General features: G+C 52.2%; 16 protein-coding genes. All 16 read left to right on the top strand.

Annotation, left to right across the window (positions count from 1 at the left end):
• Positions 1–14 precede the first annotated feature (14 nt).
• The 16 genes from M6D81_RS06300 (at position 15) to dinG (ending at position 15,304) form a co-directional block, all read left to right on the top strand.
• Positions 15–860 (top strand): menaquinol-cytochrome c reductase cytochrome b/c subunit, encoded by an 846-nt coding sequence (locus M6D81_RS06300; protein WP_262675973.1) that lies wholly within the window; start codon positions 15–17, stop codon positions 858–860.
• A 93-nt stretch (positions 861–953) separates the two neighbouring features.
• Positions 954–1,586 carry a DUF1405 domain-containing protein gene (locus M6D81_RS06295; protein WP_262675972.1) on the top strand — a complete coding sequence of 211 codons (633 nt, stop codon included), beginning with the start codon at positions 954–956 and terminating at the stop codon, positions 1,584–1,586.
• 42 nt (positions 1,587–1,628) lie between these two features.
• Positions 1,629–2,507, top strand: coding sequence for a sporulation protein YpjB (locus tag M6D81_RS06290; protein WP_262675971.1), 879 nt, complete (start codon positions 1,629–1,631; stop codon positions 2,505–2,507).
• Between the two features lie 135 nt (positions 2,508–2,642).
• Complete coding sequence (locus M6D81_RS06285; protein ID WP_262675970.1) at positions 2,643–2,978, top strand: nucleotide pyrophosphohydrolase; 336 nt, start codon at positions 2,643–2,645, stop codon at positions 2,976–2,978.
• A gap of 55 nt (positions 2,979–3,033) precedes the next feature.
• Positions 3,034–3,567 (top strand): tetratricopeptide repeat protein, encoded by a 534-nt coding sequence (locus tag M6D81_RS06280; protein ID WP_262675969.1) that lies wholly within the window; start codon positions 3,034–3,036, stop codon positions 3,565–3,567.
• A gap of 17 nt (positions 3,568–3,584) precedes the next feature.
• Positions 3,585–4,391 (top strand): 4-hydroxy-tetrahydrodipicolinate reductase, encoded by an 807-nt coding sequence (gene dapB, locus M6D81_RS06275; RefSeq protein ID WP_262675968.1) that lies wholly within the window; start codon positions 3,585–3,587, stop codon positions 4,389–4,391.
• Between the two features lie 37 nt (positions 4,392–4,428).
• Positions 4,429–4,851 (top strand): methylglyoxal synthase, encoded by a 423-nt coding sequence (locus M6D81_RS06270; RefSeq protein ID WP_262675967.1) that lies wholly within the window; start codon positions 4,429–4,431, stop codon positions 4,849–4,851.
• Positions 4,851–5,546 carry a bacillithiol biosynthesis deacetylase BshB1 gene (gene bshB1 / locus M6D81_RS06265; protein ID WP_262675966.1) on the top strand — a complete coding sequence of 232 codons (696 nt, stop codon included), beginning with the start codon at positions 4,851–4,853 and terminating at the stop codon, positions 5,544–5,546. Before M6D81_RS06270 ends, bshB1 begins: the two co-directional genes overlap by 1 nt.
• Positions 5,547–5,613: 67 nt before the next feature.
• Positions 5,614–6,798, top strand: coding sequence for an N-acetyl-alpha-D-glucosaminyl L-malate synthase BshA (gene bshA / locus M6D81_RS06260; protein WP_262675965.1), 1,185 nt, complete (start codon positions 5,614–5,616; stop codon positions 6,796–6,798).
• 70 nt (positions 6,799–6,868) lie between these two features.
• Positions 6,869–8,131 carry a CCA tRNA nucleotidyltransferase gene (locus tag M6D81_RS06255; protein ID WP_262675964.1) on the top strand — a complete coding sequence of 421 codons (1,263 nt, stop codon included), beginning with the start codon at positions 6,869–6,871 and terminating at the stop codon, positions 8,129–8,131.
• The gene (locus M6D81_RS06250) at positions 8,121–9,110 is read left to right on the top strand and encodes a biotin--[acetyl-CoA-carboxylase] ligase (protein ID WP_262675963.1); all 990 of its coding nucleotides are present in this window, start codon (positions 8,121–8,123) and stop codon (positions 9,108–9,110) included. Before M6D81_RS06255 ends, M6D81_RS06250 begins: the two co-directional genes overlap by 11 nt.
• 255 nt (positions 9,111–9,365) lie before the next feature.
• On the top strand, positions 9,366–10,247 hold the full coding sequence (gene panB, locus M6D81_RS06245) for a 3-methyl-2-oxobutanoate hydroxymethyltransferase (RefSeq protein ID WP_262675962.1): 882 nt from the start codon (positions 9,366–9,368) through the stop codon (positions 10,245–10,247).
• Positions 10,248–10,249: 2 nt separating this feature from the next.
• Positions 10,250–11,122, top strand: coding sequence for a pantoate--beta-alanine ligase (gene panC, locus M6D81_RS06240; protein ID WP_262675961.1), 873 nt, complete (start codon positions 10,250–10,252; stop codon positions 11,120–11,122).
• 6 nt (positions 11,123–11,128) lie between these two features.
• Positions 11,129–11,512, top strand: a complete 384-nt coding sequence (gene panD, locus M6D81_RS06235) for an aspartate 1-decarboxylase (protein WP_262675960.1) — start codon at positions 11,129–11,131, stop codon at positions 11,510–11,512.
• Between the two features lie 128 nt (positions 11,513–11,640).
• Entirely contained in the window at positions 11,641–12,390 is a 750-nt protein-coding gene (locus M6D81_RS06230; protein WP_262675959.1) for a hypothetical protein, read from the top strand.
• A 16-nt stretch (positions 12,391–12,406) separates the two neighbouring features.
• Positions 12,407–15,304 (top strand): ATP-dependent DNA helicase DinG, encoded by a 2,898-nt coding sequence (gene dinG, locus M6D81_RS06225; protein WP_262675958.1) that lies wholly within the window; start codon positions 12,407–12,409, stop codon positions 15,302–15,304.
• Positions 15,305–15,307: the final 3 nt, after the last annotated feature.

Genomic DNA, 15,307 nt, shown 5'->3' with positions numbered 1-15,307 from the left:
AGGGAGGCTAACTAATGGCGCACGGTCATAAATCGAACGAGAAAGTAGTATATGTAGGCGATTCTCGGGTGAAGAAAGGCGAGGCGTGGCAGACACCGCCGGATTATACGGCTTTCCCCGGGAAGTCCGAAGCCTTCATTCCGAACTTCTTGCTGAAGGAATGGATGGTAGGATGCGTTGTGCTCGTTGGATTCCTGGCATGGGTGATCGCGGAGCCGCCTCCGCTCGGTTATCCCGCCGATCCTACGAACGCGGCATTTATTCCGATGCCGGACTGGTACTTCCTGTTCCTGTATCAATTTCTGAAATATCCATACGTATCGCAACAATACGTGTTGCTTGGCACGATGGCCATACCGGCAATTATGTTCGGCGCGTTGCTGCTTGCTCCTTTCCTGGATACGGGCAAGGAACGCCGCTTCTACCGCCGTCCGATTGCTTCATCTCTGATGATGCTGTCGCTCGTTGCTTGTATTTACTTGACAGTCGTCTCTTGGGATCATTACCAGGAGATGCTGGAGAAGAACGGACAGACGCCTGAGCATCATCTGCGCGCAGAGCGTGCGGAGGAAGCGATCAAAGCCGGCAAGCCTCGTCCGAACCCGCTTAAGAAAGCGGCAGCCATTATCGAACCGGAAGATCCGGCAATGGAGATTTATCAAGCGCAATGTATGGCTTGCCACGCTAACGATCTGAACGGTGCGGTAGGTCCGTCCTTGCTGGGGGTAGGCAACAAGCTGTCGAAAGAGGAGATTACCGGAGTGATCACGAACGGTAGAAACTCCATGCCTGCCATTACCGCTTTGTCTGCTGATGAAGTGGATCAGATTGCGACTTGGCTAACGAAGCAAACTCAGTAAAACTATATTCCTCTCGAGAAACCTGATCGTATCAACGATCAGGTTTTTTTCAACACTGTGCCAGGCTAACTCGAAGATATGGAGGGAATTGCAGTGGGCATTTCTTTTTTCTGGAGCCGGGCATTTCTGTTGGACCGCCGCTTTTTATGGCTGCTGTTCATCGTCAATTTGCTCGGAACGATATATGGATACATTTGGTATGGCCATCAGCTGCAGGTAACGGCAGCAACGAAGCCGGCATGGATGCTGCCGTTTGTGCCGGATTCGCCTACCGCAAGCTTGTTTTTTACTTTGGCTTTGCTTTACTTGCTGTTTCCTCCCGCTCGGCTGTCCAAGCTTGCTTCTGCCGGCAGGCTCATCATTGAAGCGCTGGCCATCGTCTGTTCCGTGAAATACGGAGTATGGGCAGTTGTCATGATATTTGCGGGTCAAGCGCAAGGGGATGTGCTGAACTGGCAGCATTATATGCTGGTCGCTTCCCATCTCGGCATGGCTGCAGAGGCATTATTGTACTTTCGATTTATGAAGGCGCGGCTAGGCGCATTGGCTGTAGCCGCATGCTGGCTGTTCCTTAATGATACGGTAGATTACACCTATGGCGTATATCCCTACTTGCCGAACGAACTAGAGGATGATGTGACGACAGTGAAGTGGTTTACAGTGGGTCTGTCTGCAGCCAGCTTCCTCTGCGCATGGCTGTCTCTGGCATTCAGGAAGCCGTCATAACTTGTCCATGCCGCTCATACAGTATGGTATGGGGGGATGAACATGTTGGTACGTATCCTATTGCCTTTCCTGTCGACCGTCATTATGGCTCTGGGGGCTACAGGTATGCTTGGCGGCTATGCAGCTTCCGATATTTCCGTACATGCTGGTCAGGATGCGCGATTCGACAAGCTGATGAAGCTGGATGCGATCGCAGCATCATTATATACGGCGTCATACTCGCATAATCGTCAAGCGGCTTATTCGCATCTGTTGAAGCTGAGACGATATATGGAAGACGAGATGATTCACGGGTATGGCGCAGAAGAAGGCTGGATATTGTTGAATGAGGATGCCGATAATGTAGAGCGCGCACTGACAGAAGGGCAGGCCGACATGAGCTGGCTCGACAATGTGGCGCGTATCCGACTTGCAGTCGATGCGATGGCAAGACCCGACAGAGCGCTATGGCGGCCATATGAGCAGCTTCTGCGCGATGACGTAAGCTCGATTCGCCAGGCGTGGCACAGAGGCGACGGGGCAGAGGGAGCGGCCGCGGCAGCGATGCTCCAGCGCATGCATGGGCATGCCATTCGGATAGAAACGGCGGCGAACATGGCGGGTCAGCAGTTGAGAATGCGTGAGCTGATGGAACGCATTCAATACGGCAATCGCGTATTAAGCACAATGAATGCGCACGGGGCGGGAATGTGGACGATCTCCAATCGGGAAGTAGAACGTACATTACAGACGATGGAGAACGTCATTTCTGCCATATATAGCGGGGATGACGGGACGTCTTACCCTGCCATAGCTTCGCCAGCAGAGGGGACTCCGATAAGATGGATCTTTATGATCGGCACGCTAATCTCGGCTGTACTTACTTATGCGGGCTGGCGCAAGTACAGATCAAGACCGTATGGCATCAAACCTTTGCCATAGACCGGACGCAGCCCCATGCGATCCGGTTTTTTTGTTTTCCGGCAGCCGGAACGAAAAACGTTGATTTATGGAACGCGCTTACGGTAACATAGATAGCATATATACAGCCTGAGACAAGGAGTGGAATGTGAGGTCATGGAGGAGAAGTCATTAGCGGAAATACAACGAGAAGTCGACGCATACATCTCCCAGTTCAAAGAAGGTTATTTCAGTCCGCTCGCACTGATGGCGAGATTGTCCGAAGAAGTCGGCGAGCTGGCGAGGGAAGTGAATCATGCTTACGGCGAGAAGCCCAAGAAGCCGGAAGAAGCAGATAACTCCGTAGAGATGGAGCTTGGCGACATCCTGTTCATTTTGAACTGCTTTGCCAATTCGCTCAACATCGATTTGACGGAAGCGCATAACAAGGTGATGAACAAGTTCAATACGCGCGATGCGGATAGATGGACCAGGATTAGCGACGAACCGTAAGCAATCTCCTTACATATGCTGTACCATCGAGCCCCCGTACAAGGAGGATGGGCATATGGATGGTGCAAGCAGTGTGAAGAAAGCCTATGAGCTCATTTTGCAAAATGACTTTGAAGGTGCAATTTACTGGTTCGAGCAAGCGATTGCTGCCGATCCCGGCAATGCAAGCTATTACCACCGATGCGCTGTATCATGTGCCAGAAGCGAGAAGTGGCAGCAAGCAAAAGTATATGCCGATACCGCAGAGCAGATGGAGCCGGACAACGAAGAGTACCGCTATCACGCAAGGGTGGTGCAAGCGAAGCTGCTTATCATAGAAGTGAATCATCTGCTGGCTACAGAGCCGCCTTCCTGGAAGGACGCGGAAGACTTGCTTATGCAGGCGATATCGCTGGACCCTATATGCTTCGAAGGCTATTATACGTTGGCGCTGGTATACGGTGAGCTTGGCCGTCTGGATGAAGCGGCAGCCAATGCGCGAGAAGCGCTTCGACTGGAGCCCCAGCACGCCGCCGCCAGAAGATTGTTCGCCGATCTCAACCGCAAGCGGCGCATGCAGCGAAATCGGACTATTAATAGAAGAAAATAAGGAACAGGTGATGAATTATGTCGAATGAACAAATAAAAGTTGCAGTAACCGGTGCGGGAGGAAGAATGGGGAAAGAAGTCGTTAAAATGGTGCTGGAGGATGAAGCGTTGCAGCTTGTGGCAGCGATTGATCCTTCCGCAGGCCCCCTAGATGCAGGCGCGCTTGTTGGCGCTGGAGTGACAGGCGTGACGGTTAGCTCTACGCTGGCGGAAGCTCTGGATGCCGTGCAAGCGGATGTGCTTGTCGATTTCACTGTTCCGCAAGCGGCGTATAGCAATACGAGAACGGCGATCGAATATGGCGTTCGTCCCGTTATCGGGACAACGGGGTTCACGCCTGAGCAGATCGCAGAGCTGGACGAGCTATGCCAGAAGCAAGGAATCGGAGCACTTATCGCGCCGAACTTCTCGATCGGCGCAATTCTTATGATGAAATTCGCAGCGGAAGCGGCCAAATATATGCCGCACGTCGAGATTATAGAATATCACGGCGATCAGAAGCTTGACGCACCGTCGGGCACGTCGATCAAGACCGCTGAGCTGATCTCCGAGACGCGTAAGGAGCTTCGTCAGGGCAATCCCAAGGAAGAAGAGACGATCGAAGGGGCAAGAGGCGGCTACTATAACGGTTTCCGCATACATAGCGTACGTCTTCCAGGCGTATTCGCCCAACAGGAGGTTATCTTCGGCGGTCACGGCCAGACTTTGAAGATCAGACACGATTCTTACGAGCGTGCCGGCTATATGCCAGGCGTCAATCTTGCCGTCAAGAAGGTTATGACTTACAGCGGCTTGATTTATGGGTTCGAACATGTAATGGATTAACATAGGATTGACAGCCAACGGAAAGAGGAGATCTCACATGTTGAATATCGCATTTATAGCGCATGATCGAAAGAAAGATGAAATGGTTAATTTCGTAACCGCCTACGAGCATGTATTTCAACCGCATTCGCTGTATTCCACGGGAACGACAGGAATGCGAATTATGGAGCAGACGTCTCTGAACATACACCGCTTTATGTCCGGTCCGCTTGGCGGCGACCAGCAGATCGGTGCAATGGTCGCGCAAAATGAGATGGATCTGATCGTTTTCTTGCGCGATCCCTTAATGGCCCAGCCTCACGAACCGGATATCATCGCTTTGCTTCGCTTGTGCGATGTGCAGGGGATACCGGTGGCTACGAATATTGCGACAGCCGAGCTGCTGGTGAAAGCGGTAGAGCGAGGAGACTTTGCATGGCGAGAGCTGGTGCACAAGTACAAGCCGGGGGCTGAGCTGTAATGGAACCGCTGGATATTCTCGTATTCGGCGCACATCCGGACGATGCAGAGATAGGCATGGGCGGGACGATTGCGAAGCATACCGCCGCAGGCGATCGCGTCGGCATATGCGACTTGACCGAAGCGGAGTTGTCTTCCAACGGAACGGTGCAGCTGCGCAAGAAGGAAGCCGAAGCGGCATCTGCTGAGCTCCGTTTAAGTTATCGGAGTAATCTGGGACTGCCTGACCGCGGAATCGTTCAGACAGCGGATCAGCTGGACCGGATTGTGATGGAAATAAGGAAGTGCAAGCCGCGGCTTGTCTTCGCTCCCTATTGGATCGACCGGCATCCTGATCACATCGCATGCAGCCGGATTGTTGAGGAGGCTGTGTTTAATGCGAAGCTTCGCAATTACAAGCCCGAGCTTGGCAAGGCTGTAACAGTCCAAGAGCTTCTATTTTATTATATTAACGATTGTCAAGACGTAACCTTGCTTGTGGATGTATCGGACCATTATGAGCAGAAGCGGCAAGCGTTGCGGGCCTATCGTTCCCAATTCGATCTATCTGCCACGGACAATGCAGTAGAGACACCTTTGACCGGCGGTTATCTGGAACGTGTAGAGGCGCGCGATGCGTTGCTTGGCGGACCCAAGGGGATGGTTTTCGGAGAAGGATTTGCGACGAAAAAACCGTATCCCGTCAATTTGTTTTGACAAGTTGAACGACCCTATGGGAATACAATAGCTTGACGATCATTCCCGGATAGGAGATGCGATTGCCATGACGAGAAAATTGAAAATTGGCATTACCTGTTACCCGACGCTTGGCGGCTCAGGTGTCGTTGCCACCGAGCTTGGCAAGCTGCTGGCGGAGCGAGGGCATGAAATTCATTTTATTACACATAGCATGCCGTTCCGACTAGGCAAATATCATAAAAATATTTTTTTTCACGAAGTGGAAGTCAACGATTACTATGTGTTTCGATATCCGCCGTACGATTTGTCGCTTGCCAGCAAGATGGCTCAAGTAGCGACGATGCAGCAGCTGGATCTGCTGCATGTGCATTATGCCATTCCCCATGCCGTATGCGCCTACCTGGCGAAGCAAATGATGAACAATGGCCTGAAAACAGTGACAACGCTGCATGGAACGGATATTACCGTTCTTGCGCAGGATGAATCGCTCAAGGATCTGATCAGATTGGCCATACATCAGAGCGACGCAGTCACGGCAGTGTCGAATGACCTGATCCAAGAAACGAGACGGTTGCTGGATATTGTTACGCCGATTGATCTCACTTATAATTTCGTGGACAAGAGGGTGTATTATCCGCGTGACGTGGGCAGTCTGAGAGGAGACTATGCGGAGCCGCACGAAAAAATACTGATGCATATATCCAACTTCAGGCCCGTAAAACGCGTGGCTGACGTGATCGATATATTCCATCGCGTGCAAGATGCCGTGCCTGCGAAGCTTCTGCTGGTAGGCGAAGGTCCGGAACTGTCCAAAATGCAATGCAAAATCAAAAATATGGGCTTGGAAGATTCCGTTGTCTTCCTGGGCAAGCAGGAAGACGTCGCCCAGGTGATCTCGCTTGCGGATGTACTCCTTCTTCCGTCGGAGAAAGAAAGCTTCGGTCTGGTCGCATTGGAAGCGATGGCTTGCGGCGTGCCGACGATCGGTTCTCGAGCCGGCGGTATACCCGAGCTTGTCGTACACGGGGAGACCGGCTTCCTGTCGGATATCGGCGACGTGACGGATATGTCGCGGAATGCCATTGCTTTGCTGAAGGACGAGAAGATGCACCAGAGGTTCAAAGCCGCCTGTATGGAACGGGCGCGCCATGAATTTTGCAATGATCTGATTACGATGCAATATGAGGATATTTATTATCGCGTGCTCGGTATTGCCCGAGAGTCCGATCCAGCTCAGCAGTCTGTCGCAATATGCAATGACCAGGGCTAAGCAAAACTTGGTGATTGCTGCAGACAGCAAATTTATGATGAATGTTCAATAACAGAAAGGTGCTATTGTTATGTTGCAATTGCCGCCGACAATGACGGCTGCGCTGCCGTTGCTTCACCGATTACATGACCATCAATTCGAAGCCGTATTCGTAGGAGGGGCGGTCCGGGACACTGTTCTGGGCTTGCCCCTTCAAGACATTGACATTGCGACTTCGGCATCCCCCGAGCAAGTGATGGCCATATTTCCGAAGTGCATTCCTACAGGTCTGACGCATGGCACCGTTACTGTCGTGCATGACGGAATAGGATACGAGGTCACAACTTATCGAATCGAGTCGGCATATACGGATCGCCGGAAGCCGGATCAAGTGGCGTTCGTCGACAATCTGGATGAGGATTTAATACGGCGCGACTTTACGATGAATGCGATGGCGATTCGGCAAGATGGCGCCTTATACGATCCATATGGAGGATTGGAAGATCTTCGTCGTCATCGACTTCGACCCGTTGGCTCCGGGGAGGAGCGATTCCAGGAGGATGCGCTTCGCATGCTGAGAGCCATACGCTTCCTGGCGGTGTATAGGCTTCATCCCACGGCAAGCTTGTGGCGCGCTCTGATCAGACATCGGGAGTTGATGCGCCATATTGCGATGGAGAGAGTGCAAGCGGAGCTGGACAAGATGATCGGCAGCGATGCGCCAGCAAGAGCGATTGGCTGGTTGGGTGCCAGCGGGCTGCTGCACTATACGAAGGAAGAACTCCCTCGGACGCCGCAAGACCATGAGGCTGTAAGGTCTTCAAGGCTGGACTTGCTGGACAGTATTGATGAACGCTGGGCTTCCATATTCATCGTTCTGTCTTATACCGCAGAGAAGGTCAAGTCTGCTTTGAAGTCGCTGCGCTTCGGCAATCGCAGAATCGACTTCATCTGCAGCATAGTCCATGTCGATGGCATAATGGCAGCGACAGCGGGAGAGAGCGAGCGAAGAAGCGCGTGGCTGAATGCCGTTCTCGCGAATGGAGAAGCAATCGCTCTCAGCTGGCTTCGCTGTGCGCAGGCGGCCGGCTGTCTTCCGCTGCATAGAGATACCGAGCAACTGGAAGAATTGCGGCGGCAACTTCAGGAGATGCCTGTGAAGACGTTGAAGGAGCTGCAGGTGAACGGCAACGATCTATGCCGCTCGTTGGGCATGCGCAAGGGTCCATGGGTGCGGGAGCTTCTACAGCGATTACTGAGCGAGGCGGCATCCGGCGAATTGCCGAATATGGAAGCTGAATTACTCGAAAGAGCTAATATATGGAAAATCGAGGTAAACATTGATGAGCAATAAAACCCATGAGACGATGCTGGAGATGTTCAGGCAATCTCGGGATGAGTTCATATCCGGTATGATGTTAAGCGAGAAGCTTCAAGTCAGCCGCACGGCGATATGGAAGCATATTCGCAAGCTGGAGGCGGCAGGTTATGAATTCGAAGCGTCGACCAAGCTCGGCTACCGGCTGACTTTCGAACCGGATTATTGGAATTTGGAGTGTCTCAAGCATGTATTGTCGAGATCGTCAGAGAGGAAGCGGGATATTACTCTGCTTGACGAGGTCGCTTCCACGCAAAATGTAGCCAAAGCGCTTGCTGAGGAAGGAGCGCCGGAAGGTACTCTTGTCATTGCCGAGCAGCAGCTGAACGGAAGAGGCCGCATGGGCCGCAGCTGGGTATCCCCGAAAGGAAAAGGGATTTGGATGAGCATGGTGCTGAGGCCATCCATGCCTATTCATTGTGCGCCACAATTGACTTTACTGACTGCAGTGGCGCTATGTCAAGGCTTGCGTGAGGCGACCTCTCTGCCCATTGGCATCAAGTGGCCAAATGACCTGTTGATCGAGGGCAAAAAAATTAGCGGAATTTTGCTGGAATCTTCTGCCGAGGACGAGCGCTTGAAATATGTCATTGCTGGAATTGGCATAAGCGTCAATTTGAACGCAGCGGATTACGGGGACGAATCGCTGCTGGAGCGGGCCACATCCTTGCGGCTGGCAGCCGGAGAGCCGCTTGACAGAGAGCGGATGATTACCGCATTTATTGCCCGATGGGAACACTTATATGAGCTCTACAAGAGGGAAGGCTTCGAGCCTATCCGCGAATTATGGCAATCGCTGTCCGTCTCCATCGGCAAGCCGGTGAGATTGACCACGCCAATGGAATCGTTCCTCGGGACGCCGCTGGAGCTGCTGCCAAGCGGTGCTTTATCCGTCAAGCGCGAGGATGGCTCCATCATTCCGGTATTCTCCGCGGAGATGGGAGAACCGCATTAAATCTCGTTTACGAATGGAAACAATTTTGATAAACTACAATTACAGGCGGTATTCAGCAATGAAACTGCACTGGAGCAAGGCAATGCCTCATGACAAGAGTAACATCATTTGGAAATGCCCACTCTGCTCTGAGCCGTAGGGACCGAGACAGAAGGAAGCATATCTGCACTTCGTTTCCTTTTTACGTTCGGGAACCTTTTTAGCGGCGGCTAAAAGGTTTTTTTGTGTTCACAATAACCGTAAGGAGGAAAACGGATGAAAAAAAGACTAACGATTGCAAGCATGCAAAAAATGAAACAAAAACAAGAGCCAATCACGATGCTGACTGCCTACGATTATCCCTCTGCGAGGCTTGCCCAGGAAGCGGGCATTGATATGATTCTGGTGGGAGATTCGCTCGGCAACGTCGTGCTTGGATACGATACGACAATTCCCGTAACGATTGATGATATTGTATATCACACACGTGCAGTGGCAAGAGGTGCAGCAGACACGTTCATCGTATCGGATATGCCATTCATGACTTACGGAGTCAGCAGGGAAGCAACATTGAATAACGCCGCGGTCATTATGCAGAAGGGCGGCGCACAGGCAGTCAAGCTGGAAGGCGGCGCGGAAATTGCCGATGATGTCAGAGCATTGGTGAAGGCAGGCATTCCTGTCATGGGCCATATCGGTCTTACGCCGCAATCCGTTCATCAGTTGAGCGGATACAGAGTGCAGGGCAAAGTGGAGCAAGAAGCGAAAGCATTGATGGAAGACGCGCTGGCGCTGGAGCAGGCAGGAGCGTTCAGCATCGTGCTGGAGCTGATAACAGAGCCGATCGCCGCTGCCATTGGAGAAGCGCTGACGATTCCTGTCATAGGGATCGGAGCCGGTCGTGGTTGCGACGGGCAAGTGATCGTCTATCACGACTTGCTGCAATATGCTTCCCCTTATATCGAGAAGAGATTCGTGAAGCCTTATGCCGACGTTGCGTCAACGGTAAGGCAAGCGATCGAACAATATGTCGATGAAGTGAAGACGGGACAATTTCCTGCGGAAGAGCATGTGTTCCAGCCGCAGACGCAATCGCCGTCAGCTTCATCCGCTTCCCAGGAAGCGTCGCAAGCGCTGTACGGCGGGAGGAGCCAATAAATATGATCATAGCCCGTACGAAAGAAGATTTGCGGCACGCTATGCGGGAGATGGCAGGCGACGGACGATCGATAGGATTTGTTCCTACGATGGGGTACCTGCATGAAGGCCATGCCAGTCTCTTGACAGCGGCCCGGGAGCAGTGTGAGGTGACGGTGCTGAGCATATTCGTCAATCCGCTGCAATTCGGCGTCAATGAAGATCTGGAAGTGTACCCCAGAGATGAAGCAAGAGATGTAGCGATAGCGGAGTCATGCCATACCGATATCGTATTCATCCCGTCGGTTCAGGAGATGTATCCGACGCGGCCGCTGACAAGCGTGAAGGTGAGCGAAATAACCGAGGAGCTATGCGGCGCTTCCCGACCGGGTCACTTCGACGGCGTTGGCATTGTCATCGCCAAGCTGTTCCATCTCGTGAAGCCGCATCGCGCTTACTTCGGCATGAAGGACGCGCAGCAAGTTGCCGTAATTGAGCAGATGGTGCATGATCTGGACTTCGATGTCGAGATCGTTCGGATGCCGACGGTAAGAGAAGCGGACGGTCTGGCGATGAGCTCCAGGAATGTGCGCTTGTCAGCGGAGCAGCGGCATCAGGCGCTAGTCCTGTCCAACGTGCTGAAGGATGCCGGGTTCTGGCTGAAACAGCCGGAGATGACGGTTGACAGCTTGCTGGAGGCTGTCAGAACGGAGATCGGGAAGATGGACGAAGCGGAGATCGATTACGTCGAGCTGATGCAGTATCCTTCCCTGCAGAGGGTGCCTGCGAATCAACGCTTGCTGGAAGCAAGCGGTACAGTTATTTTGGCGTTGGCCGTCAAGTTCGGAGCGACGAGACTGATCGACAATGCTTTGTATACTATCGGCGAGAGGTGAGAAGCCATGTTTAGAACGATGATGAAATCCAAGCTTCACCGTGCGACGGTGACGGAAGCGAATTTAAACTATGTAGGCAGCATTACGATAGATGAAGACTTGATGGATGCGGCCGATCTGCTGGAAAATGAGAAGGTTCAAATTGTCAATAACAACAACGGCGCCAGGTTTGAAACTTATGTAATTACAGGAGAACGCGGTTCTGGCGTTATCTGCTTGAACGGCGCTGCTGCAAGGCTGGTTCAGCCCGGGGATCAGGTTATCATCATCTCGTATGCTGCGATGTCGGATGAGCAAGCACGAAGCTATAAGCCGGTTGTCACTATTCTTGATGAGAACAACAAACCTGTGCAAGTGCTCTCTCAAGAGCTGCACGCCACCGTGTTGTAATAACTGGCACCTAATCGCTAGTCGCGAATTCCTGCATTATGTAACGGCTGGATGACGGTATGAAAAGCCTGCCGAAAACAAAAAATGACCGTGACACTCCTTAATTCAAAACGAAGGCGGGATGCGGTATGTTCCAGCATATGTTCATGACGATGCACAAGCAGCTCGACGGCATTATGAGACAGTATCCCACTGCGTCGGAGCAGGAGCGACAGCAATTTGAGCTTCAGCTCAGTGAGTTGAAGAAAGCCAGCGATTGCTTTATTGAATTGTGGCTGAATTTCGAGGAGAAGCTTTCCCAGTTCCAACAAAAAAAAGCGAATGATGGCGGCAATGCGGTAAGCGTCGCTGCTGCAAGCGCACAGCAAGGTTCTGACGTTGCGGCAGACGAAAGCCAGCATGAAGCTGCTGCTCACGCTCCCGGCTTTGAAAGCATGACCTGCAGCGCAGCGGATCTGTATATTCCCGATGACATTGCAGGTGATGTGAGCAAAGGCCAGGGTTACTATAAGCTGTTTATGTTTCCGCAAGCGGCAACGATCTTTCATGACGTTCTTGCACAAGCTCCGGAATGCAATCTGGCACGGCTTTACTTGGGGATGAGCTTGATGCATACGCGAAGCTGGAATGAGGCGCAGCGGCAATTTCAACTGCTCATTGTGCTGTCGGACTTTCCGAAGTGGCTCGCTTTAGGCTATAATGCTCTTGGATGCATTCAGGCGATCCACATGAATTTGGCACAAGCGGAGAAGCTGTTCAAGAAAGCCTATGAAGTTTATCCCGGCTTCGCCGACTCTTTAAGCAATTTGAAGTCGTGTCAGGAAACGCCTAAGCAATTATCCCTATATTTTGGTAGCACGGAGCTGTGCTGTATGTGAAAGGTCGGGGAAGCAAATGAAATATGCCGTATTGGATTTGGAGACGACTGGACATGGCACAGAAGATCAAATTATTCAGGTGGGGCTTGTCATCGTCAATGATGAGCTGCAAATAACGGATAAGTTCAGCACTTTTGTCAAACCAAGGATTGCCATCCCGGAATTTATTACGAATTTAACCGGTATTGATCATGCCATGACGAAGCATTCACCGGAATGGGATGAAGTTGCACTGAAGCTGCTGCCTTTTCTGGAGGACGCGGTTCTTGTCGCTCATAATGTAGGCTTCGATGCTTCCTTCCTGGATCGGGCTCTGCAGGAGAGCGGGTATATGCCTTTCCTGGGACGAAAGCTGGATACGATCGAGCTTCTTCGCATCCTGTATCCGTCGCTTACGTCCTATCAGCTCGGCATGGTGACGGAGCAGTTCGGCATTGCGCACGATCATCATCATCGGGCGGATAGCGATGCGGCGGCTACAGCGGAGATATTCATCACATGTGCCAGGAAGTTAAGATCCTTGCCGCTGCTTACTGTGCAGCGGCTGTCTTCATTAATTGATGAGAGCAAGGATATGCAGTGGTTTCTAGCGGAGCAAGCCGCTCGCATGGAGCAGCATACCGTATTCGAAGCAAGCGATTACGATTATTATCGGCAATTTGCGCTTCAGGCAGGGGAATGGAGCGAGGAGAAGGCTCCGCGGCAAGAAGAAGGCACGGATGCCGAATGGCTCGCTGACACGTCCTTCGAGCAATACTTGAACGATGTGAAGAGGCGATTCCAGGAGCTGTTCCCCGGCTATGAGGAGCGAGAAGCGCAATCCCGCATGTTCCAGGAGGTGCATCAGTCCTTCGAAGAAGGGAAGCACTTGCTGATAGAGGCAGGCACAGGCACGGGCAAGTCGCTCGGTTATCTGATTCCGGCATTATATTACAGTATTCGCCATCATACGAAGATGGTGGTCAGCACCCATACGATCAACTTGCAGGAGCAGCTGCGCCATCGCGATCTGCCGTTGCTCGCTCAAGTGCTGCCTTTTCCATTCAAGGCATCCATCTTGAAGGGGCGCGGCAACTATCTCTGTATGCGCAAGTTCGAACATAAATTGAATGCGAGAGATTATATGGCCAAGGGAGAAGACGGGATAACCGCCGCCTCCATGGTCGTATGGTTGAGCGAGACTGAGACAGGCGATCAGGAAGAGCTGAACTTCAGCGGCAGAGGAGCTGAGTTCTGGTCGACTGTAGCCAGTGACGCCAATTCCTGTCTGAACCGTGCATGTCCCTGGTTCAAGAGATGCTATTATCATCGCGCCAAGCACGAATCCAACATCGCCGATGTCTGCATTACGAACCATTCCATGCTGTTCACCGATGTGCAAGCCGACCACCGTCTCCTTCCAGCTTACAACCACCTGGTCATCGACGAAGCTCATCATGTGGAAGAGGTGGCAGGCAAGCATCTGGGAACGCAAGTGAACTATTTCACGCTCATTAGCTCATTAACTCGCATGCAGAAGGATGCCCGCTCCGGGATTCTACATACGCTTCGGCATAAGCTTAGAGATGATGGAGACGATCATGCGGAAGCTTGGGTAGAAACGATTGACGATTGCATTCCCAAGCTTGGCGAGTTGAAGGAGCAATGGGACAAACTGTTCGAATTCCTGTTCAACGATATAGCTTCCGTTCAGGCCGAAGGCGACGGTACGCTTGTGAAGCGGTTAAGTACGGGCGAGACCTCGGAACACTGGCAGGAAGCGGTCGCAATTGAAGGCAATATCCATGTCGAGCTTGCACGAATGATCAAGACGCTTGAGAAGCTTATTGGCGATGTAAAAGAGCGAAGCGAAGAACAGAGTGTGCAAGGCGTATTGACGGACCTGAACGGCTGCCTGCGGGACTTAAGCAGATTGAAGGACGAATTGCGGATGATGACGAAGCTGGAACAAGAAGATTTCGTGTTCTGGCTCGAAGGTAACAGCGCTTACCGGCACCGCTCCATTCAATTGTATGCCGCACCGATCGATGTCAGCCGCAAGCTGCAGCAGTACTTTTTCGATACGAAAGAAAGCATTGTACTGACTTCGGCGACGCTGACGGTCAAGAAGACATTTCAATATGCGGAGGAACAGCTTGGACTTGCCGGCTACGAGGAGAAGGGCAAGCTTCGAGCCGTTCAGCTGCCGTCGCCGTTCCAATATCGCGAGCAAGCGCTGGTCATCGTTCCGAGAGACTTCCCGCTGCTGAAGGGAGCTTCCTACAACGACGACTATCTGAATAAGCTCGTGCGATCGTTAAGGGATGTGGCAAGCGGAACAAGGGGCAGAATGCTGGTGCTGTTCACTTCTTACCGGATGCTGCGCAGTGTATATGACCCCCTTAAGGAATCTCTCGCCGAAGCAGGCATTAATGTGCTGGGTCAAGGGATTGACAGCAGCAACCGCACGAAGCTGACACGGCGATTCCTGCAGCAGCCGGAATCGGTTCTGCTTGGCACGAGCAGCTTCTGGGAAGGGGTGGACATTCCCGGCGAATCCTTGATCTGTCTTGCCATTGTGAGGTTGCCCTTTCAGCCGCCGAGTCATCCTGTACTGGAAGCGAAAGCCGAGTTGCTGCAGCGGCGGAACCAGAATCCCTTCATGAAGCTGTCCATTCCGGGTGCGGTTATCAAGTTCAAGCAAGGCTTCGGACGATTGGTCCGCTCTTCGCAAGACAAGGGCATCGTCATTATATACGACACAAGAGTAATCGAAACGTTCTACGGCAAGCACTTCCTGTACTCCTTGCCCGGACCGAAAATAGAGACGATGCATGCGGACCAGATGGTGCCCAGAATGGAAGAGTGGCTGTCGGACCGGATTGTTGCGGCGGATAGCGAAGCGAGAATCGTGCCAGCGATGGAGGAGGAATAGCAG

This window comes from Paenibacillus sp. J5C2022, assembly GCF_025567625.1.
GTDB lineage: Bacteria > Bacillota > Bacilli > Paenibacillales > Paenibacillaceae > Pristimantibacillus.
The sequence above is the reverse complement of the archived record's forward strand: the minus strand, read 5'-3'. Positions and strand labels throughout refer to the sequence as shown.

Bases quoted from the DNA above. Each gene is read 5' to 3' on its own strand.
- M6D81_RS06285 (WP_262675970.1), top strand. From the start codon at position 2,643: ATGGAGGAGAAGTCATTAGCGGAAATACAACGAGAAGTCGACGCATAC.
- bshA (WP_262675965.1), top strand. From the start codon at position 5,614: ATGACGAGAAAATTGAAAATTGGCATTACCTGTTACCCGACGCTTGGC.
- M6D81_RS06230 (WP_262675959.1), top strand. From the start codon at position 11,641: ATGTTCCAGCATATGTTCATGACGATGCACAAGCAGCTCGACGGCATT.
- M6D81_RS06270 (WP_262675967.1), top strand. From the start codon at position 4,429: ATGTTGAATATCGCATTTATAGCGCATGATCGAAAGAAAGATGAAATG.
- M6D81_RS06280 (WP_262675969.1), top strand. From the start codon at position 3,034: ATGGATGGTGCAAGCAGTGTGAAGAAAGCCTATGAGCTCATTTTGCAA.
- bshB1 (WP_262675966.1), top strand. From the start codon at position 4,851: ATGGAACCGCTGGATATTCTCGTATTCGGCGCACATCCGGACGATGCA.
- M6D81_RS06300 (WP_262675973.1), top strand. From the start codon at position 15: ATGGCGCACGGTCATAAATCGAACGAGAAAGTAGTATATGTAGGCGAT.
- M6D81_RS06250 (WP_262675963.1), top strand. From the start codon at position 8,121: ATGAGCAATAAAACCCATGAGACGATGCTGGAGATGTTCAGGCAATCT.
- panD (WP_262675960.1), top strand. From the start codon at position 11,129: ATGTTTAGAACGATGATGAAATCCAAGCTTCACCGTGCGACGGTGACG.
- M6D81_RS06290 (WP_262675971.1), top strand. From the start codon at position 1,629: ATGTTGGTACGTATCCTATTGCCTTTCCTGTCGACCGTCATTATGGCT.
- M6D81_RS06255 (WP_262675964.1), top strand. From the start codon at position 6,869: ATGTTGCAATTGCCGCCGACAATGACGGCTGCGCTGCCGTTGCTTCAC.
- dinG (WP_262675958.1), top strand. From the start codon at position 12,407: ATGAAATATGCCGTATTGGATTTGGAGACGACTGGACATGGCACAGAA.
- panC (WP_262675961.1), top strand. From the start codon at position 10,250: ATGATCATAGCCCGTACGAAAGAAGATTTGCGGCACGCTATGCGGGAG.
- panB (WP_262675962.1), top strand. From the start codon at position 9,366: ATGAAAAAAAGACTAACGATTGCAAGCATGCAAAAAATGAAACAAAAA.
- dapB (WP_262675968.1), top strand. From the start codon at position 3,585: ATGTCGAATGAACAAATAAAAGTTGCAGTAACCGGTGCGGGAGGAAGA.